Annotated in this window: 18 protein-coding genes; 7 read left to right on the top strand and 11 right to left on the bottom strand. The window is 63.9% G+C overall.

From position 1 onward, the window contains the following. Nucleotides 1-58 precede the first annotated feature (58 nt). The 7 genes from ACGYLC_RS01420 to ACGYLC_RS01450 form a co-directional block, all read right to left on the bottom strand. The gene (locus tag ACGYLC_RS01420) at nucleotides 59-649 is read right to left on the bottom strand and encodes a helix-turn-helix domain-containing protein (protein WP_394421807.1); all 591 of its coding nucleotides are present in this window, start codon (nucleotides 647-649) and stop codon (nucleotides 59-61) included. 202 nt (nucleotides 650-851) lie between these two features. Then, complete coding sequence (locus ACGYLC_RS01425) at nucleotides 852-1,658, bottom strand: metallophosphoesterase family protein (protein WP_394421226.1); 807 nt, start codon at nucleotides 1,656-1,658, stop codon at nucleotides 852-854. Further along, a complete protein-coding gene (locus ACGYLC_RS01430; protein ID WP_394421228.1) occupies nucleotides 1,655-2,443 on the bottom strand; it encodes an ATP-binding cassette domain-containing protein in 789 nt (262 codons plus the stop codon). The genes ACGYLC_RS01425 and ACGYLC_RS01430 overlap by 4 nt, the downstream gene beginning before the upstream one ends. Then, nucleotides 2,436-3,407 (bottom strand): ABC transporter ATP-binding protein, encoded by a 972-nt coding sequence (locus ACGYLC_RS01435; RefSeq protein ID WP_394421230.1) that lies wholly within the window; start codon nucleotides 3,405-3,407, stop codon nucleotides 2,436-2,438. The genes ACGYLC_RS01430 and ACGYLC_RS01435 overlap by 8 nt, the downstream gene beginning before the upstream one ends. Then, nucleotides 3,404-4,222: an ABC transporter permease gene (locus ACGYLC_RS01440; RefSeq protein ID WP_394421231.1), complete on the bottom strand. Its 819-nt coding sequence runs from the start codon at nucleotides 4,220-4,222 to the stop codon at nucleotides 3,404-3,406. Before ACGYLC_RS01440 ends, ACGYLC_RS01435 begins: the two co-directional genes overlap by 4 nt. Further along, nucleotides 4,219-5,163 carry an ABC transporter permease gene (locus ACGYLC_RS01445; RefSeq protein WP_394421233.1) on the bottom strand — a complete coding sequence of 315 codons (945 nt, stop codon included), beginning with the start codon at nucleotides 5,161-5,163 and terminating at the stop codon, nucleotides 4,219-4,221. Before ACGYLC_RS01445 ends, ACGYLC_RS01440 begins: the two co-directional genes overlap by 4 nt. A gap of 50 nt (nucleotides 5,164-5,213) precedes the next feature. Further along, nucleotides 5,214-6,701, bottom strand: coding sequence for an ABC transporter substrate-binding protein (locus tag ACGYLC_RS01450; RefSeq protein ID WP_394421235.1), 1,488 nt, complete (start codon nucleotides 6,699-6,701; stop codon nucleotides 5,214-5,216). Between the two features lie 235 nt (nucleotides 6,702-6,936). On the opposite strand from ACGYLC_RS01450, the gene ACGYLC_RS01455 reads away from it, so the two are divergent. Further along, nucleotides 6,937-8,067 carry an NAD(P)/FAD-dependent oxidoreductase gene (locus tag ACGYLC_RS01455; protein ID WP_394421236.1) on the top strand — a complete coding sequence of 377 codons (1,131 nt, stop codon included), beginning with the start codon at nucleotides 6,937-6,939 and terminating at the stop codon, nucleotides 8,065-8,067. On the opposite strand, the gene rlmN is transcribed toward ACGYLC_RS01455, so the two are convergent. Both rlmN and ACGYLC_RS01465 read right to left on the bottom strand, forming a co-directional pair. Further along, nucleotides 8,064-9,245, bottom strand: coding sequence for a 23S rRNA (adenine(2503)-C(2))-methyltransferase RlmN (gene rlmN, locus ACGYLC_RS01460; RefSeq protein ID WP_394421238.1), 1,182 nt, complete (start codon nucleotides 9,243-9,245; stop codon nucleotides 8,064-8,066). The two genes, ACGYLC_RS01455 and rlmN, sit on opposite strands and share 4 nt — an antisense overlap. An 89-nt stretch (nucleotides 9,246-9,334) precedes the next feature. Next, the gene (locus ACGYLC_RS01465) at nucleotides 9,335-9,835 is read right to left on the bottom strand and encodes a MarR family winged helix-turn-helix transcriptional regulator (protein ID WP_271688566.1); all 501 of its coding nucleotides are present in this window, start codon (nucleotides 9,833-9,835) and stop codon (nucleotides 9,335-9,337) included. A gap of 234 nt (nucleotides 9,836-10,069) precedes the next feature. Here ACGYLC_RS01465 and ectA point away from each other — a divergent pair, with 234 nt between their 5' ends. Genes ectA through ACGYLC_RS01485 form a run of 4 tightly spaced genes read left to right on the top strand, consistent with a single transcriptional unit; the run spans nucleotide 10,070 to nucleotide 13,788 of the window. Continuing rightward, nucleotides 10,070-10,603: a diaminobutyrate acetyltransferase gene (ectA, locus tag ACGYLC_RS01470; protein ID WP_067261582.1), complete on the top strand. Its 534-nt coding sequence runs from the start codon at nucleotides 10,070-10,072 to the stop codon at nucleotides 10,601-10,603. Between the two features lie 52 nt (nucleotides 10,604-10,655). Beyond that, the gene (ectB, locus tag ACGYLC_RS01475) at nucleotides 10,656-11,948 is read left to right on the top strand and encodes a diaminobutyrate--2-oxoglutarate transaminase (protein ID WP_394421240.1); all 1,293 of its coding nucleotides are present in this window, start codon (nucleotides 10,656-10,658) and stop codon (nucleotides 11,946-11,948) included. Between the two features lie 5 nt (nucleotides 11,949-11,953). Continuing rightward, on the top strand, nucleotides 11,954-12,346 hold the full coding sequence (locus ACGYLC_RS01480; protein WP_067261585.1) for an ectoine synthase: 393 nt from the start codon (nucleotides 11,954-11,956) through the stop codon (nucleotides 12,344-12,346). A gap of 5 nt (nucleotides 12,347-12,351) precedes the next feature. Continuing rightward, the gene (locus ACGYLC_RS01485; RefSeq protein ID WP_394421242.1) at nucleotides 12,352-13,788 is read left to right on the top strand and encodes an aspartate kinase; all 1,437 of its coding nucleotides are present in this window, start codon (nucleotides 12,352-12,354) and stop codon (nucleotides 13,786-13,788) included. Nucleotides 13,789-14,134: 346 nt separating this feature from the next. Here ACGYLC_RS01485 and ACGYLC_RS01490 read toward each other — a convergent pair whose 3' ends face one another. After that, a complete protein-coding gene (locus ACGYLC_RS01490; RefSeq protein WP_394398069.1) occupies nucleotides 14,135-14,659 on the bottom strand; it encodes an invasion associated locus B family protein in 525 nt (174 codons plus the stop codon). A 186-nt stretch (nucleotides 14,660-14,845) separates the two neighbouring features. Here ACGYLC_RS01490 and ACGYLC_RS01495 point away from each other — a divergent pair, with 186 nt between their 5' ends. After that, the gene (locus tag ACGYLC_RS01495; RefSeq protein ID WP_394421244.1) at nucleotides 14,846-15,826 is read left to right on the top strand and encodes an asparaginase; all 981 of its coding nucleotides are present in this window, start codon (nucleotides 14,846-14,848) and stop codon (nucleotides 15,824-15,826) included. Between the two features lie 54 nt (nucleotides 15,827-15,880). Here the strand turns inward: ACGYLC_RS01495 and serB are convergent, their stop codons facing one another. Next, a complete protein-coding gene (gene serB, locus ACGYLC_RS01500) occupies nucleotides 15,881-16,756 on the bottom strand; it encodes a phosphoserine phosphatase SerB (protein WP_394421246.1) in 876 nt (291 codons plus the stop codon). Nucleotides 16,757-16,910: 154 nt separating this feature from the next. Between serB and ACGYLC_RS01505 the strand changes: the two genes are divergently transcribed. Beyond that, nucleotides 16,911-18,074, top strand: a complete 1,164-nt coding sequence (locus ACGYLC_RS01505) for a phosphoserine transaminase (protein WP_394398074.1) — start codon at nucleotides 16,911-16,913, stop codon at nucleotides 18,072-18,074. Nucleotides 18,075-18,154 lie beyond the last annotated feature (80 nt).

Consider the following 18,154-nt stretch of genomic DNA (forward strand, 5'->3'; position numbering starts at 1 on the left):
CTCTCTCCTGGTTGGTTTGTTTCTTGGCAGCGGGGTATCCGCCGCAGGTGATACGCCCTTACGGGCGAGACGACGCGAATGCGGTAGCAACTGCCCCTTCATTCGGACGTATTCTATTGGGGCCAGCGGCCTGTTCGTATTGCATCCGCCCCACCCAAAGCACGCGGGCGGGCCTGTCGGTCTTGTTGGACCACGAATGCGGGCTGCTGCCGAGGTAATGCAGGCTGTCGCCGGGCCGCATGATATGCTCCCCCCCATCGACGACCTGCGCGATCTCCCCCTCAAGGATATAGATCACCTCTTCGCCCTCATGGACAACCTCTTCCGAGGCGTAGCCCGGCGGCACGTTCATGATGTAGGAAGACAGTTCATGGCCCGGAAAATCCGCGCCGATCTTCTCATATTCGATGGATGAGCCCGAGACGGCAAAGCGCGGCCGCTCGGCGGCACGGGTCAGGCTGTCTTGGGTCTTTGGCGTATGGATGAAAAAGCTGACATCGACCTGAAGCGCCACGGCGATCTGCGACAGGGTGCCCAGCGAAGGCGTGGCCCGGCCCCGCTCGACCTGGCTGAGATACCCGACCGACACGCCAGAGGCTTCGCCCAACTGCTGTAGAGTCAGGGACAAACGATGACGTTGCTTACGCATACGCGCGCCAAGCGTCGATACACTGTCGCCATTGGCAGTCAGCAAATTCACCCTCCCTGTGAACAGCGGCCCGATCTCATGCCGGGCATAGCCTTTTCATGTCTCGCTGTGTGAAATCAAAAAGGTTGAGGGTCAACAATAATTTTTTTACTTCACCGCGGCGCAGGGCGCGCGGCTCTGGTCAGCGGCGGCGGATGTCATTCTACTCAAAGGATTTTAGTTGCGCCCGGTCGATCCGCGCCACTTCACGCGCCGTCGGGTCAAGCGGGGCAAAAGAAACGCTCAACCCGCTGGGATGCCATTCGCAAAGGCCGATTCCAGTGCCCTCCACGATACGCAGGTCGCGGGTTTCGGTCAGGTCGATGGTGGAATGCAGCCCGTTGGAGATCACCACCGGAATGCCGTGCCAGTGGCTCACCCTGTTCACATGAACATGGCCCGAGAGGATGCCCGCCACGCGCTGCCCCTTCAGCGTCTCGGCCAAACGCGCACTGCTCGCCCCGTCCAGACTGCCCCATGCGAGGGTGGCGGGATCAATGCGCGGCGGGTGGTGGATCACCAAGAGTTTCGCCAGATCGCCATGACGCTCAAGCGCGGCTTCCAGAAACTCGAACTGCGCGTCGTCCAGCGCCCCGGCCACCTTGCCCGGCACGCTGCTGTCCAAGGTGATGACATGCAAATCGCCCTGCCGCGCATCGTGGAAATAGGGCGCATCGGCCAGCCCCGGCGCAAAGACCGCGTTGAACCCGTCGCGTTTGTCATGGTTGCCGAGGGCCATCACCAGCGGCGCTTTCAGCGGTTCCATGATCTCGCGCACAAGGGCATAGCTTTGCTGGTCGCCGTGGTTGGTCAAATCGCCGCTGGCGACCACGAAATCGGGCTGGGGCTCCATCGCGTTGATCACCTCCACCACGCGGCGCAGGGTGGCGGGCGTGTCGCTGTGCAGATGCGGGTCGTTCAGATCGGGATGCGAGATATGCAGGTCGGTCAGGTGGACGAAACGGGTCATGGGCGTACTCCTGCGGCTGTCAGCAGGGTTTTCGTATAAGGGTGCTCGGGGCTGCGCAACACATCTGCCGCCGCACCGCTTTCCAAGGTCTTGCCATGCTGCAGCACCAGCACCCGGTCGCAGATCGATCCGACCACGGCAAGGTCATGGCTGATAAAGACCATGCCGAGGCCCAGATCATCCTGCAGGTCCATCAGAAGGTTGAGAATTTGCGCCTGCACCGAGACATCGAGGGCCGAGACCGCCTCATCCGCGACCAACAAAGCGGGCCGCGTGACGATGGCCCGCGCGATGGCGATGCGCTGGCGCTGCCCGCCCGAGAACTCATGCGGATATTTGCCCGCATCGGCGGCATGCAGCCCGACCTGCTCCAAGGCTTCGGCGATGCGGCGGGGGAGATTCTCGGTCTCGCCATTGGCGCGCAGCGGCTCGGCGATGGACCAGCCGACGCGGCGGCGCGGGTTGAGCGAGCCGAAAGGGTCTTGGAACACCATCTGAAAATCGCGCCGCAGGCTGCGCAGTTCTTGCCCCCCGAGCCCATGCAGGTCACGCCCCCGAAACAGCACCGCGCCCGCGTCGGGACGCTCGAACGCCATGATCAGCCGCGCCAGAGTGGATTTGCCCGAGCCGCTTTCCCCAACCACGCCCAAGGTCTCACCCGCCTGCAGCGAAAAGGACGCGTTTTCCAAGGCGGTCAGCACCGGCGGCGCACGCAGCAGGCTTTGGCGCGGCAGTTTGTAGCGGCGGGTCAGGTTGCGGACCTCTAGAAGCGGCGCGTCAGTCATGGCGCTGCTCCGTCAGCAGATGGCAGGCGGCACGCCCCACGTCGCTCTGCACGAAGGCCGGACGCTGCGTTGCGCAATGGGGCAGTTCCACCGGGCAGCGCCCTGCGAAACGGCAGCCCTGCGGCAGCCCATGCAGCGGCGGGACCGCGCCCGGAATGGTCGGCAGCCTGCGCCGTCTCCCTTGCGCATCCCGCCCCGCCACGCCCGCATCGGGCCGCGCGGCTAAAAGCCCCTTGGTATAGGGATGCGCAGGCGTGCCCAGCACCTCTGCCGTGCGGCCCTGCTCGACCATATCGCCCGCATACATCACCGCGATATCTTCGGTCGCCCGCGCCACGGCGGCAAGGTCGTGGCTGATGAATACCAGCGCCATTTGCCGCTCCCGCGCGAGCCGTTGCAGCAGGTCGGTGATCCGCAGCGCCACATTGGCGTCAAGCGCGGTTGTCGGCTCATCCGCGATCAGCAGCATCGGGTTGCAGGCCAGCGCCAGCGCGATCAGCACCCGCTGGCGCTGGCCGCCCGACATTTCATGCGGGAACTGCCGCAGGCGACGGTCGGGGTCGGGAATGCCCACCTCTTCGAACAGGCTCAACGTGCGGGCGCGGGCCGCGCGGCGCGTCAGCCCGTCGTGCAGCAGCATCGGCTCCATCACCGTGTCACCCACCCGCCGCAATGGGTTGAGCGCCGCCATCGGTTCTTGAAACACCATCGCCACGCGGCGGCTGCGCAGCCTCTGCCAATCCCGCTCAGACGCGACGGCCATGTCCTGCCCGTCAATCCGCAGCTGCCCGGTCAGTCGCGCGCTTTCGGGAGCCATGCCCATCAGGCAGAGCGCCAGCAGCGTCTTGCCCGAACCGCTTTCGCCGACGACCCCCAAACGGTCGCCGCGCTCGATGACCAGATTGGCATCGCGCAGGGCGGCGACCGTGCCGAAATGGATCGAAAGATCGCTAAGCTCGATCATCGGGCGCGCACCAATCGCGGGTCGGCGATGTCGCGCAGCCCGTCGCCCAGAAGGCCAAAGCCCAGCACCGCCACCACGATGCAGAGTCCGGGGTAGATCGCCAGTTGCGGGGCGAGGTACATCAGCGTCTGCGCCTCCGACAGCATCCGCCCCCAGCTCGACGCGGGCGGCTGCGCGCCGAGGCCGAGGTAGCTCAGCGCCGCCTCGGCGAGGATCGCCACGGCAAACTCAATGGTCGCCTGCACGATCACCGCCGTGGCGATATTGGGCAGGATGTGATCGCGGCTGATGCCGAAACGCCCGCGCCCGGCGGCGCGGGCAGCGGCGACGTAGTCGCGCGTCCAGATCTGGTTCGCCGAGGCGCGGGTGACGCGGGCGAAAATGGGGATGTTGATGAAGGAGATTGCCAGCACCGCGTTGGTCAGCGAAGGCCCGAAGACCGCCGCGAGCATGATCGCGAACAAAAGCGCCGGGAAGGCGAAGCCCAGATCCGCAAGCCGCATCACCGCATCCTCGACCCAGCCGCCAAGCGCCGAGGCCAGAAGCCCGAGCCCCACCCCGATGCTGCCGCCCAAGAGCACCGCCACCAGCGCCACGGTCATCGAGTTCCGCGCCGCCGCCATAAGCTGCGCGACCACGTCTCGCCCAAGCTGGTCGGTGCCGAGCCAGTGCGTCTCCGATGGTGGCGCGAACTTGGTGGAGATCGACATTGCCTGCGGGTCATGCGGGGTCCAGACCAGCGACAGCGCCGCCACCCCGACAACGAGGCTGACCAGCATCGCACCCAGCAGGAAATTCGCCGGAAGCCGCTTCATGCCCGGGCCTTCAGTCGGGGGTCGATCACGACGTAAAGCAGATCAACCACGAAATTCGCCGTCACCACGATGGCGGCAAAGAGCATCACCAGCGCCTGCACCGTGGGCAGGTCACGGTTGGCGATGGATTGGAAGATCAGCCGCCCCAGACCGGGCAGGTAAAAGACATTCTCGATCACGATGGTCCCGGTGACCAATGCGGCGAACTGCATGCCGACAATGGTCACGATGGGCACCAGCGCATTGGGCAGTACATGGGCCCAAAGCACCCGGCGCCGCGAGAGGCCGCTGGCGCGTGCGGTGCGCACGAAGTCCTGCCGCATCACCTCCAGCGCCGAAGAGCGCGTGACCCGCGCCAGCACCGCCGATTGCACCAGCGCCAGCGCCACCGTGGGCAGGATGAGCGAGCGCAGGGCCGCGCCCGGATCGTCCCAGCCCGCAAAGCCCCCCGGCGGCAGCCAGCGCAGTTTCACGGCAAAGAGCATGACCAGCAGGATCGACAACCAGAAGGCGGGCACCGCGATGCCAAGCTGGCTGAGGAACATCACCCCCCAGTCGCCCGCCCGGCCATGCTGCGCCGCCGCCGTGATGCCGAGGCTCAGCGCCAGCACCAGCGTCAAGAGCATTCCCGCCACGGCGAGCGAGATCGTCATAGGCAGGCGTTCGGCGATGAGTTCCGAAACCGGCACGCGGAAGGAATGGCTCGTCCCGAAATCCCCCTGTAGCGCGTTCCAGACCCACGCAAGGTAGCGCGTCACCACCGGCTCGTTGAGCCCCAGCTGCTCGCGCAACGCCGCCAGTGCGTCCTCGCTGGCATCCATGCCGAGGATGGTCAGCGCCGGATCGCCCGGCAGCACGTTCATCACGGCAAAGACCACGAGTGAGACCGCGAGCAGGGTCAGCACGAAACCGAGCGTGCGGCGGAAAAGGAAATAGGCCACGAAGTCAGGTCCAAAGGCCGCGGCACCGGGGGCGCCGCGGCCGTTTCAGGTCAGTTGGCGATGCGCACATTCTTCAGCGGCATGTAAAGGACGGGCGAGGAGGACCAGTAACCTTCGACCTCCTGCCGGAAGACGCCCAAGAGAGGCAGCTGGAACAGGAAGCCATGCACCGATTGGTCGGACAACATCTGCTGGCCCTGTTTCAGCAGTTCGTTGCGCGCGTCGGGATCGACCTCGGTCTGGATCTTCTCCCACAGCGCGGTCATCTCCGCATTGTCGTAGCCGTAGAAATAATCCGGACCGCGGGCGAAATTGCCCATGTCGTTGGGGCTGGTGTGGGCGATGATCGTCATGTCGTAGTTCTTCTGCTTGTAGACCTCATCGATCCAGAAGCCCCATTCGACATTCTCGACCTTGGCGTCGATCCCGGCCTCGGCAAGCTGGTTCTGGATGATCTCGGCCGAGCGGGTGGCGTAAGGGAACGGCGGGACGCGTAGGGTCATCGTCGTGCCGGCCACCCCGGCGGCTTCGAACATCTCCTCGGCCTTGGCGCTGTCATGCGGATAGGCATCCGTCAGGTCGACATAGGCGGTGCCATGCGGCGGGTAGAAGCTGCCGATCGGCACGGCTTGGCCGTACATCGCGCCCTCAATGATCTCGTCGCGGTCGATGGCGGTGGCCACGGCGCGGCGCACCTCGACATTGTCGAAAGGCGGCTTGGCGTTGTTCATGGCGAGGATCACTTCGCCCTCGGTCGAGCCGACGTTGACCCTAAAGCGCGGATCGGCCTCGAACTGCGGCAGCAGTTCCGGCGCGGGGAAGCCGGGGAAGGCGTCGAGTTCCTCGGCCATCATCGCCGCGGTGGCGGCCGCGGGGTCTGAGATGAAGCGGAACACCACCTTGTCGAGCGCCACGTCAGCTGCATCGCGGTGATCGGGGTTCTTGACCAGCGTCAGCCGGTCGCCCCGGGTCCAGCTGTCGAACTTGAAGGGGCCGGAGCCCACCGGGTTGGCGTTGTTGGTCCCGGCACTCTCGGCGGCCACGATGGCGCTGTCGCCCTGCCCCATGTTGAACAGGAAGAAGGCGTCCTTGGCCTTGAGCGTGATCTCGACGGTCTGCGGGTCGACCGTCTTGACGCTCTCGATCGGCTCGAAAATATCCTTCGAGGGGTTCACGCTGTCTTCGCTCATGGCGCGGTCGAAGGAATAGACCACATCCTCGGCATCCAGCGTGCTGCCGTCGTGGAAGGTCACGCCTTCGGCGAGCATGAAGGTATAGGTCAGCCCGTCCTCAGAGACCTCCCAAGAGGTTGCGAGGTTCGGCTGCACCTCGCCATTCTCGGCCACGGTGGTCAGCGATTCGAAGACGTTTTGCGTCATCATGCTGTCGATGGAGGCGGTCGCATCCGCCGTGGGATCGAGCGATGTGGGCTCCTGCTGCATGCCGATGACAAGCTCGGCGGCAGCAGAGGCCGAGGCCATCAGGCCAAAGGCCAGCGTCAGCGCGGGAAGGGTTCTGGAAAGGGTCAGTTCGGACATGGGGCAGCACTCCTGTGGGTCGGGGCGCGTTCGGCCTCACCGATTGCGCCCTTTGTGACAGACTGCGCCGGGCGGGGCGTTCGGTCAACGGCTTTGCCGCGTCGGACGGAAACTTCATGCAATTGCAACAATATGGCGGATTTATCCGATTGCCCGCAGGGGCAAAGACTGACCGTGCTTCGGCCCTTTTGCCCCGCCGCGGGCGGTGCTAGCCTCCGCGCAGAGAGGGCAGGTTATGGATAATTCTACGACAAGTTTCGATTGCATCGTCATCGGTGCGGGCATCGCGGGCGCTTCTGTCGCCGCCGAACTGTCCAGCGACCGCCGGGTGCTGCTGCTGGAGCGCGAAAGCCAGCCGGGCTATCACACCACGGGCCGCTCTGCCGCGCTGTTTACGGTGACCTATGGGCCGGAGGTGATCCGCGCCCTCTCCCGCGCCTCTGCCGCCTTCTTTCACGACCCCGAAAGCCCGCATCTGGCGCATCCGCTGCTGGAACCCCGCAGCGCGGTCTTCGTCGCGCGGCAGGACCAGCAGGCGTCGCTTGCCCGCAGTGCCGAGGCGTTGGGCGCCCATGTCACCCCGCTGAGCGGGGCCCAGGTCGAGACCCTCGTGCCGCTGCTGCGCAAAGGCTATGCCACCGGCGGGCTGCGCGACGCTTCGGCGGCGGATATCGACGTGAACGGGCTGCATCAGCACTACCTCAAGACTTTCCGCGCAGCGGGCGGCGTTTTGCACACCAAGGCCGAGGTGCAGGCGCTTCGCAAAGAGGGTGACTGGCAGGTCGACACGAACCAAGGCACCTTCCACGCGCCGGTGATCGTCAATGCCGCCGGGGCTTGGGCGGATGAGATCGCCACACTGGCCGGGTTAAAGCCTGCGGGCCTCACCCCGAAACGCCGCACGGCGCTGACGGTGGCCCCGCCCGAGGGCATGGTGCCGGACCGTTGGCCGATGGTGGTGGATATTGACGAGCAGTTCTACCTCAAGGCCGATGCGGGCAAGCTGCTGATCTCCCCTGCCGATGCCACGCCCTCACCGCCCTGCGACGCCCAGCCCGAGGAGTTGGACATCGCGATCTGCATCGACCGGATCGAAACCGCCTTCGACATCGAGCGCCCGCGCATCGAAAGCCGCTGGGCCGGGCTGCGCAGTTTCCTTCCCGATGGCGATCCGGTGGCGGGGTTCGATCCCGAGGGAGAGGGTTTCTTTTGGCTCGCCGGTCAAGGCGGCTACGGCATCCAGACCGCCCCGGCGCTGGCACGCGCGGCGGCGGCATTGGTGCGGGGAGAGGAAATCCCCGGCGACATCGCCGCCGAGGGTGTCACTGCAGAAGCGCTGGCACGGGACCGCGCGGGGCTGGCTTAACCGCCCATCCCCGCCTCGGCCTCGATCTGCTTGCGCGACTTGCGCGCGCGCTCGGTCGCAGATTTCAACTGGCCGCAGGCCGCCATGATGTCCTCGCCCCGGGGGGTGCGAATGGGCGAGGCATAGCCGGCCTGATAGATGATGTTGGCAAAAGCCCGGATGCGGTTGTTCGACGACCGCTCATAGGGTGAGCCGGGCCATTCGTTGAAGGGAATGAGGTTGATCTTGGCCGGGATGCCCTCGATCAGCTTGACCAGACGATGCGCGTCTTCGTCGCTGTCGTTCACGTCCTTCAGCATCACGTATTCAAAGGTGATCCGCTCGGAGTTGCTGACCTTGGGATAGGCCTTCAGCGCCTCCAGCAGCGCCTCGATGTTCCAGCGCTTGTTGATCGGCACCAGCTTGTTGCGCACCTCGTCGGTGGTGGCGTGGAAGGAGACGGCCAGCTGGCAGCCGATCTCGGCGGCGGTGCGGTGAATCTCGGGCACGACGCCGGAGGTCGACAGCGTGATGCGGCGGCGCGAAAGCTGGATGCCCTCGGGGTCCATCGCGATCTTCATCGCGTCCCGCACGTTTTCGAAATTATACAGCGGCTCGCCCATGCCCATCAGCACGATATTGCTCAAAAGCCGGGTTTCATCTTTCGGCGCGCCGATTTCGGGCCATTCGCCCAGATCGTCACGCGCCACCATGACCTGACCGATGATCTCGCCCGCCGTGAGGTTGCGGACCAGCTTCTGGGTGCCGGTGTGGCAGAAAGAACAGGTGAGCGTGCAGCCCACTTGGCTGGAGACACAAAGCGTGCCGCGCCCCTCTTCGGGGATATAGACCACCTCGACCTCATGGCCGCCCGCGATGCGCACAAGGTACTTGCGGGTGCCGTCTTCGCTGACCGCGCGGGTCACCACCTCCGGCACTTCGATCACGAATTTCTCAGCCAATTGAGCACGGTAGCCCTTGGCGAGGTTGGTCATCGCATCGAAATCCCGCACCCCCCACTGATAAATCCATTGCCAAATCTGCCCCACACGCATCTTCGCTTGTTTCTCGGGCGTGCCATGGGCGATCAGCGCGTCGCGCATGGCGTCGCGGGTCAGGCCGACAAGGTTGATCGGCCCTTCGGGCAGCTTACGGGGAAGGGTCATCACGTCTTGGGTGATGGGCGCGGAAGCGGACATTTCAAAGACTCACTGGCTAGGGATGGGTCTCTATATAAGAAAAGGCGCGATTTGCAAAAGGGTTTGGCCGCCGAGGTCTGGGACCGCCCTCAATAGGTCTTCTTGCTTGTCCGCAACTCCCCCGTCGCGAGAACCGGCGCGGCATCCAGACTGTCCACGTTCAGCATTGCCGCCACACGCTCCAACGACGACACCAGCTGCGCCTGCTCCCAATCGGCGAGATCCGCAAAGGCGCGGACGTAGCGCTGTTGCAGCGCATCGGGGGCTTCTTCCAGCACATCCTCGCCTTGGGTGGTCAAGGTGATGTTGGTCTGCCGACGGTCCTGCGCCGAAGGCTGGCGCGAGACCAAGCTGCGCGCCACCAGCTTGTCGACCAAGGCGGTCACGGTGGCTTGGCTCACCCCCATCTGATTGGCGAGGGTCTTGGCCGTCGGGTCTTTCTTCTCTCCCACGATCTGCAAAACGCGCAGCTGCGCGGGGGTTACCCCCGCGGCCTGCGCCAGATCGCGGGCATAGAGTTCCGTGGCCCGCAAAATGCGGCGCAAAGCGATCAGACTTTCGTCGACCCGGTCGGGATGTTTCTGCGTCATGGTGCATCATTGCACATTGGCAGCATTCTCAGCAATCGCTCAAAACCCGCCTGATCGCTTAGTATAGCTAAGCGAAGCCGCCTAATTTCGTTCGGAAAACGAAACAATTATGCACAGTTCTATGGCGCTTAAAGCACGCTATAAGCGCATTTTGAAGTAATTTTCTTTGATTGTTGAAGTATTACCGCGCATGACTTATTTAGCCTATCGAAACAATCAGGGAGCCACGAACGGATGCAGAATAAACTCGACATGAAAAAAGCCCGCACACCCAAGCTGCGCAAGCCCAATGCCGAGGACGGAGCCGCCATCTGGCGGTTGATTCGCGACTGTAAGCCGCTCGACGAAAACTCGCTTTATGCGAACCTGATCCAAGCCGACCACTTCCGCGACACCTGCGTCGTGGCCGAATTGGATGGTGATATCGTGGGCTGGATCTCCGGCCATATGATCCCTGCACAAGACGCCTTCTTTGTCTGGCAGGTCGCCGTCAGCCCCAAGGCCCGCGGCCTTGGTCTGGGCAAAACCATGCTGATGGAACTGGTGAACCGCGATGAGACCGAGGACGCCAAGACCCTCAAAACCACGATCACCCGCGACAACGACGCCTCTTGGGGGCTGTTCCGCAGCTTTGCGAACCACATCGGCGGCGATCTGTCCGATGCGCCCCACTTTACCAAAGACGCCCATTTCGAGGGCGCGCATGACACCGAACATATGGTGACGATCACGCTGCCCGAGGCCGCCGCGCTGAAACGCGCCGCGTAAACCGCAGCTGACAATTCACACGACAGACTCTCTTGAAGAGAAAGGAATTCCTATGCCTAAGGACATGGCGCAGAACACGACCATCTTTACCCGCCGCGAGAGCGAAGCCCGCTCCTACTGCCGTGGCATGAACGCCGTTTTCACCCGCGCCAGCGGCTCGGAAATGTTCGATGGCGAAGGCAACCGCTACATCGACTTTCTCGCCGGCTGCTCTTCGTTGAACTACGGGCACAACGACCCGGACATGAAGCAGGCACTGGTGGAACATATCACCGCTGATGGCATCGCCCACGGCCTTGACTTCCATAGCGAGACCAAGGCGGCCTTCCTCGAAGCCTATGAGGAGAAAATTCTCAAGCCGCGCGACATGGACTATAAGGTCATGATGACCGGCCCGACCGGCACCAATGCCGTCGAAGCCGCGATCAAGCTGGCGCGCAAGGTGACGGGCCGGACCAATGTGATCTCCTTCACCAACGGCTTTCACGGCATGACCATGGGCGCGCTGGCGCTGACCGGCAACAAAGGCAAGCGCGGCGGCGCGGGCGGCGGCTCGCTGGCCGATGTCACCCACATGCCTTTCGAAGGCGCCTTGGGCGAGAACGTGGACACGCTTGAGATGATCGACGCAATGCTGTCGAACCCCTCCTCGGGCATCGACGCGCCCGCGGCCTTTATCTTTGAGCCGATCCAAGGCGAAGGCGGGTTGAACGCGGCCTCCGACGCATGGATGCAGGGCATCGAAAAGATCGCCCGCAAACATGGCGCGCTGCTGATCGTCGACGACATTCAGGCGGGCTGCGGCCGGTCGGGGAGCTTCTTCTCTTTCGAGGCATCCGGCATCAAGCCTGACATGATCACCCAGGCGAAATCGCTTTCCGGCTTCGGCCTGCCTTTCGCGGCCCTGCTGATCGCGCCTGAGCATGACATCTGGAAGCCCGCCGAGCATAACGGCACTTTCCGCGGCAACACCCATGCCTTCGTCACCGCCCGCGTTGCGATTGAGAAATTCTGGTCCGATGACAAGTTTGAAAAGTCGCTGGCCGAAAAAGCCGTGCTGCTGACCACCGCGCTTAAAGATGTGGCCGATCTGGTCGACGGCGCCACGCTGAAAGGCCGCGGCCTGATGCAGGGCGTCGACGTCGGCTCGGGCGAGCTGGCCGGTGCGATCTGCGCGCGTGCCTATGAATTGGGCCTCGTGATCGAAACATCGGGCGCAAACGACGAGATCGTAAAATATCTTGCCCCGCTCACCACGCCGGAGAAGGTTATGCGCGAAGGCTTTGATATCCTTCTGCAAGCGACCCGCGATGTGACGGGCAACATGAAACTGGCAGCGGAGTAATACCGATGATTGTACGCGATTTTAACAAACTTCAGGGCACAGACCGTCACGTGGCGGATGCGAAATGGACCTCTACACGGATGCTTCTGGCCGATGACGGGATGGGGTTTTCCTTCCACATCACCGTGCTTGAGGCCGGGTCGGAGCACACGTTTCACTACAAGCATCACTTCGAGAGCGTCTATTGCATGAAGGGCAAAGGCTCGATCACCGATCTCGCCACCGGCGAGACGCATGAGATCACCCCCGGCGTCATGTACGCCCTGAACCTGAACGACAAACACACCCTGCGCGCAGAGGAAGAACTACACATGGCGTGCTGCTTCAACCCGCCGGTCACCGGCAACGAAGTGCACCGCGAAGATGGTTCCTATGCGCCTGCCGAGGAGGTCGCTTAAGTTTTATGACTCAACCGTCCCACACTGTCGAAAAAATCGGCGGGACGTCCATGTCCCGCGTGAACCAACTCAAAGACACGCTCTTTGTCGGTGACCGTAAGGGCGCGGACATCTATGGGCGCGTCTTCGTGGTCTCCGCCTTCGGCGGGATCACGAACCTGTTGCTGGAGCATAAGAAATCAGGTGAGCCGGGCGTTTACGCCCACCTGGCCAACGCCAGCAACGATCACGGCTGGCACGAGGCGCTGACCCGTGTTTCAGCCGAGATGCAGCGCGTGCACCGTGAGGTGCTGGAGCATCCCGGTGACATCGAACAGGCCGACGCCTTCGTGTCCGAGCGCACCCATGGTGCCCGTAACTGCCTGATCGACCTGCAGCGCCTCTGCGCCTACGGCCACTTCCGCCTGTCGGAGCATATGTTGCAAATTCGCGAGTTGCTCTCCGGTCTGGGCGAGGCGCATTCCGCCTTCGTCACCACGATCCTGCTGCAGCGCGCTGGCGTGAATGCCCGGTTCGTCGACCTCTCAGGTTGGCGCGACGAGGGCAATGTGACGCTCGACGAGCGCATCGCGCAGGCGATGGAGGGGATCGACCCGCAGACGGAAATGCCCATCGTCACCGGCTATGCGCAATGCGCCGAAGGTCTGATGCGCGAATTCGACCGCGGCTATTCCGAGGTGACCTTCTCCAAGCTCGCCGCCCTGACGGCTGCGCGCGAGGCGATCATCCACAAGGAATTCCACCTGTCGTCCTGCGACCCGAAACTCGTGGGCGAGCATGCCGTCAAGAAAATTGGCCGCACCAATTACGACGTGGCAGACCAGCTCTCGAACATGGGGATGGAGGCGATCCACCCCAAGGCGGCCAAGACCCTGCGCCAGGCCGACGTGCCGCTGCGCGTGACCAATGCCTTCGAGCCCGAAGACCCCGGCACGCTGATCGATGACCGTCAGGCCGAAGCGCCCGCGGTTGAGATCGTCACCGGTCTCGACATCGTCACCCTCGAGCTGTTCGAGCAGGACATGGTCGGCGTGAAAGGCTATGACACCGCGATCCTCGACGTGCTGACGCGGCACAATGTGCGGATCGTCTCGAAGGTCTCGAACGCCAATACGATCACCCATTATCTGGACGCGTCTCTGAAGACGATGCGCCGGGTAGAGAAGGATCTGGCCGCGATTTACCCCGCCGCCGAGATCACCACCCGCACACTGTCCATGGCCTCGGTCATCGGGCGCGATCTGAATGGCTTGTCGGTGCTGCAACGGGGCCTCGTGGCCATCGCTGAGGCTGGCGAGACGGCGATCGGCGCGAGCCAAGGGCCGCGCAACGTGGACGTGCAGTTCATCGTCGAACGGGAGAGCCTGCAACCGGTGATCAAGGCGCTGCACGGTGCGTTTATCGAGGAAGAGGTGGCGGCGCCGCTGTCGCGCGCGGCCTGACGCCGAAATATACGACGTATCCTTAGCCGCGGCTCCCGAAAGGAAGCCGCGGCTTCTTCGTGCAAGGGCCATCTCCTGCCCGCGGGTTGGCGAACCAACATATTTTCGATACCACTTTATGCCTCAACCATGATGTGCGCCCGCGAAGTCGCTCCCAGCCTCACCAAATCGCCTACCCGGTCGCACCGAAGGTGCGCCCAGCATGGTCTGACACGCCTCTGGCGTGACGGGCGGGCAGGCGATGGCCGGCGCCTACGGCTTGTCCCGGGCCCGGGTGGCACGTTCGCCCCAAACAAAAACGGCCCCGCAATCGCGAGGCCGTCCCAAACTCTCAAATCGCAGAGGCTCATCCCCCGCAGCGCTTCTCCGCATCTTCCACCGCTGCGGTGAAGCCCAGAAGCGAGAATGTGTCCTTGGTCTGCGTCCCGCGCGAGGAGCGACCAGTCAGCGTCGCATCCGCGCCACGCTTCATCGCGGCGATGATCTTGGCATCATCCGCCGTCGTCGCGGGCCATGCCCATTCGCCTTCGGTGAACAGCTCGTAGCTGCTGCCCGAAATGTCCATTGTCACGGTCGAGCCCGAAGCGAAAGGATAGCCGCCGGTGAAAGCGACCTGACCCTTGGCCTCAGCCGAAGGTCGGTAAAACACCATCAGCAACGTCTGGCCCCGGTTCACCGCCACCACACGCCCGTCGCGCGTGTTGACCACTTCCTTCGGCGTCGAGACGCCCCAGCATTCTGTCGGGTTATCTTCTACAAAGACGCTCCAGTCGGTCTTGGCAGCCACCCGGTTGGTGCTCTGCTCCTGCGCCACAGCGCCGCTTGCCACAAGGGCGAGCGCCCCAAGTGCAAGACCACATGTCTTCATCATTCCCATCTGTCCAGCCTCCAGCCGTCCTTGACCTCAACACGTCCACAGACCCCGACCGGGCAACCTCGGGCGGGTTGCTCTCTTGCGGGCGTCTGTTATCTGTTCGACACCAATCACAATAACGGCAAACGCGCGACCGACGAAACCCTGATTGGCAGGTTTTCGCCCAGAAACAGGATGAACCTCATGACCAAAGCAGCCCCCTTTGCGGAAATCTGGCGCGGACCCTTTCTGGAAAGCGTGCATTCCGGCCATGCCGTGATCTGCGATGCCAGCGGCCAGATCGTCGAGGCTTGGGGTGACCCGGAAAAGATCATTTTGCCGCGCTCTTCCTCCAAGATGATCCAAGCGCTGCCGCTGATCAATTCCGGCGCGGCGGACAAGGCGGGGCTGAGCACCGAGCAACTGGCGCTTGCCTGCGCCTCGCACCAAGGGGCCGCCATCCACACCGATCGGGTGGGCGTCTGGCTTGATACTTTGGGTCTGGACGACGCCGCCTTTCGCTGCGGCCCGCAGGAGCCCGCCGACCGCGACGCGATGGAGGGGCTGATCCGCGCCCATGAGAAACCCTGCCAGATCCACAACAACTGCTCGGGCAAACACGCAGGTTTCCTGACGCTGAACCAACATCTCGGCGGCGGCGCAGATTACGAAAAGCCGGAGCACGCGGTGCAAAAAGCCTGCCTCGAAGCTTTCGAGACGGTCACCCAAGAAACCTCCCCCGGCTATGGGATCGACGGCTGCTCGGCCCCGAATTACGCCTGCACGCTGCACGGCATGGCCCGCGCCATGGCGCATTTTGCCGCCGCCCCCGAAGACTCTGCCGAGGCGCGCCTACACGAAGCCATGCGCCTGCACCCCGAACTCGTCGCGGGCGAAGGCCGCGCCTGCACGGAACTGATGCGGGCGATGGACGGCAAGGTCGCCTTGAAAACCGGGGCCGAAGGCTTCTTCATCGCCATCTGGCCCGAGCGCAAACTGGGCATCGCACTGAAAGCCGCCTGCGGCACCACCCGCGCCGCCGAATGCGCGATCACTGCACTGATGGTCAAACTGGGGGCGCTGGACGCCAACCACCCCGCCGCGCTCAAGCGGATGAACGCGCCGATCAAGAACTGGCGCGGGCTTGAAACCGGGATGCTGAAACCGGCGGCGGGACTGCTCTAGACCTCTCGCGCTGCCGCTTGGCTCAAAGGAAGCGGCAGCGCCACGCGGGCAGTCTCAGCCCGCAAATTCGCTCCGCGCGTAGCCCTGCACGAACAGCAGCGCGGTCAGATCGCCAAAGTTGATGCGGATGTCACATTCCGCCGCGACAGACGGCTTCGCATGTAGCGCCACCCCCATGCCCGCGCGCCCCAACATGCCCAGATCATTGGCGCCATCGCCCACGGCGATGACCTGATCCTCGGCGATGCCCAGCTTTGCCGTGATCTCTTCCAGCGCAGTCACCTTGGCCTCACGCCCGAGGATCGGAAGCCCCACATCGCCCGTCAGCGCGGCCTGTTCGACCAGCAGCGTATTGGCGCGATTCTCATCAAAGCCCAGCATCTCGGCCACTTTGGCGGTAAAGGCGGTGAATCCGCCCGAGACCAGCGCGGCATAGCCGCCATTGGTCTTCATCGTGCCCACCAGCGCCCCGCCGCCGGGCATCAGAGTGATCCGCTCGGCCAAAACCTTGTCGATCACGCTGGCCTTTAGCCCTTTCAACAGGCCCACCCGCTCGCGCAGAGCGCCGTCGAAGTCCAACTCACCGTTCATGGCGCGGGCGGTGATTTCTTTCACGCGCTCCCCGACGCCTGCCTCATCGGCCAATTCGTCGATACATTCTTGCTGGATCATCGTGCTGTCCATATCGGCGAGCAGCATCTTCTTGCGGCGGCCCTCTGTCGGCACGATCACCAGATCGACCCCCATAGACTGGCAGCTTTCCCAGACATCCCAACGGTTTTCCGGCATCTGGGACAGTGAGAACTCCGCCGCCTCATCCGGGGCCAGCCAAAGCGCGTCACCCCCGCCCCAAGCGTTGCGCAGGCTTTCCACCAGCGCGGGGTCGAGGCTGGGGTTGGTGGGGGAGGTCAACAAGATTGCCGTGAACATAAGTTTCCGATCCGCATCATTCGCGCCGCGCAAAGCGACATGACCGGCGTCCTAGCGTCATTTTGCGACTTGCGCCAGCCCGGCCTCCCCGCGTATCCCGGCAAGTGGGACACCCTTCCCCAACGAAGGGCGAATATCTGAGAGGGTAGCATCAATGGCTATGAACCAACCGGCACCGCGCCCGGAAGCGAAACCTGTTGCCGTACCGGCAAACCCGCGTTTCTCCTCCGGCCCCTGCGCCAAAATCCCCACATTCGATTTGACCAAGCTCGCGGATGCACCGCTGGGCCGCAGCCACCGTGCCGCGCCCGGCAAGGCCAAGCTCGCCGAGGCGATCGAGACCACCCGCGAAGTGCTTGGCGTGCCCGCCGACTACCGCATCGGCATCGTGCCCGCCTCCGACACCGGCGCCTTCGAGATGGCCATGTGGTCGCTCTTGGGCGAACGCCCGGCCGAGATGGTGGCATGGGAAAGCTTCGGCGCGGGCTGGGTCACCGACGTGGTCAAGCAGCTGAAGATCGACGCGCAGGTCCACACCGCCGACTATGGCGAGATCGTCGACATGGCCGCGTTGAACTATGACAACGACGTCTGCTTTACATGGAACGGCACGACCTCGGGCGTGCGCGTGCCCACCGGCGACGTGATCCCGGCGAACCGCGCAGGCCTCACGCTCTGCGACGCAACCTCCGCCGCTTTCGCGCAAGACCTGCCGTGGGACAAGCTCGATGTGACGACCTTCTCTTGGCAGAAGGTGCTGGGCGGCGAAGCGGCGCATGGCATGTTGATCCTTTCCCCCCGCGCCGTGGAACGGCTGGAAAGCTACACGCCCGCATGGCCGCTGCCGAAGATCTTCCGCCTGACCAAGGGCGGCAAGCTGAACGAAGGCATTTTCAAAGGCGAGACGATCAACACGCCCTCCATGCTCTGCGTCGAAGATTACCTGCTGGCGCTCGACTGGGCCAAGTCCGTGGGCGGCCTCAGAGGTCTGATCGCACGCGCCGATGCCAACACCAAGGCCGTGGCGGATTTCGTCGAAGCGCATGACTGGATCGACTTCCTCGCGACCGATCCGGCGACACGCTCCAACACCTCGGTGTGCCTGAAGTTCACCGACGCGCGCATCAAAGACGGCGCCGCCTTTGCCAAGGCCGTGGCCAAGCGGCTGGCAGATGAGGGCGCAGCCCTCGACATCGGCGCTTACCGCGATGCCCCTCCGGGTCTGCGCATCTGGTGCGGCGGCACGGTCGAGACGGCGGACATCGAAGCGATGCTGCCTTGGCTCGCCTGGGCCTTCGAGGCCGAAATCAACGCGTGACGCGATGGTGCGCGAGGATCGCGCACCCTACTCCCCCCTCTCGTCGGTTGCGCGTCTCTGCGCACCGCTGACCCCGTTTA

Origin of the sequence: Sulfitobacter sp. 1A12157 (assembly GCF_043557345.1) — a bacterium.
GTDB lineage: Bacteria > Pseudomonadota > Alphaproteobacteria > Rhodobacterales > Rhodobacteraceae > Sulfitobacter.

What these genes read in the sequence shown, in the direction of transcription:
- ACGYLC_RS01465 (WP_271688566.1), bottom strand. Translation starts at nt 9,835, where the DNA reads ATGACGCAGAAACATCCCGACCGGGTCGACGAAAGTCTGATCGCTTTG.
- ACGYLC_RS01440 (WP_394421231.1), bottom strand. Translation starts at nt 4,222, where the DNA reads ATGAAGCGGCTTCCGGCGAATTTCCTGCTGGGTGCGATGCTGGTCAGC.
- ACGYLC_RS01420 (WP_394421807.1), bottom strand. Translation starts at nt 649, where the DNA reads ATGCGTAAGCAACGTCATCGTTTGTCCCTGACTCTACAGCAGTTGGGC.
- ACGYLC_RS01490 (WP_394398069.1), bottom strand. Translation starts at nt 14,659, where the DNA reads ATGATGAAGACATGTGGTCTTGCACTTGGGGCGCTCGCCCTTGTGGCA.
- ACGYLC_RS01495 (WP_394421244.1), top strand. Translation starts at nt 14,846, where the DNA reads ATGACCAAAGCAGCCCCCTTTGCGGAAATCTGGCGCGGACCCTTTCTG.
- ACGYLC_RS01480 (WP_067261585.1), top strand. Translation starts at nt 11,954, where the DNA reads ATGATTGTACGCGATTTTAACAAACTTCAGGGCACAGACCGTCACGTG.
- ACGYLC_RS01435 (WP_394421230.1), bottom strand. Translation starts at nt 3,407, where the DNA reads ATGATCGAGCTTAGCGATCTTTCGATCCATTTCGGCACGGTCGCCGCC.
- rlmN (WP_394421238.1), bottom strand. Translation starts at nt 9,245, where the DNA reads ATGTCCGCTTCCGCGCCCATCACCCAAGACGTGATGACCCTTCCCCGT.
- ACGYLC_RS01450 (WP_394421235.1), bottom strand. Translation starts at nt 6,701, where the DNA reads ATGTCCGAACTGACCCTTTCCAGAACCCTTCCCGCGCTGACGCTGGCC.
- ectA (WP_067261582.1), top strand. Translation starts at nt 10,070, where the DNA reads ATGCAGAATAAACTCGACATGAAAAAAGCCCGCACACCCAAGCTGCGC.
- ACGYLC_RS01430 (WP_394421228.1), bottom strand. Translation starts at nt 2,443, where the DNA reads ATGACTGACGCGCCGCTTCTAGAGGTCCGCAACCTGACCCGCCGCTAC.
- ACGYLC_RS01455 (WP_394421236.1), top strand. Translation starts at nt 6,937, where the DNA reads ATGGATAATTCTACGACAAGTTTCGATTGCATCGTCATCGGTGCGGGC.
- ectB (WP_394421240.1), top strand. Translation starts at nt 10,656, where the DNA reads ATGCCTAAGGACATGGCGCAGAACACGACCATCTTTACCCGCCGCGAG.
- ACGYLC_RS01505 (WP_394398074.1), top strand. Translation starts at nt 16,911, where the DNA reads ATGGCTATGAACCAACCGGCACCGCGCCCGGAAGCGAAACCTGTTGCC.
- ACGYLC_RS01425 (WP_394421226.1), bottom strand. Translation starts at nt 1,658, where the DNA reads ATGACCCGTTTCGTCCACCTGACCGACCTGCATATCTCGCATCCCGAT.
- serB (WP_394421246.1), bottom strand. Translation starts at nt 16,756, where the DNA reads ATGTTCACGGCAATCTTGTTGACCTCCCCCACCAACCCCAGCCTCGAC.
- ACGYLC_RS01485 (WP_394421242.1), top strand. Translation starts at nt 12,352, where the DNA reads ATGACTCAACCGTCCCACACTGTCGAAAAAATCGGCGGGACGTCCATG.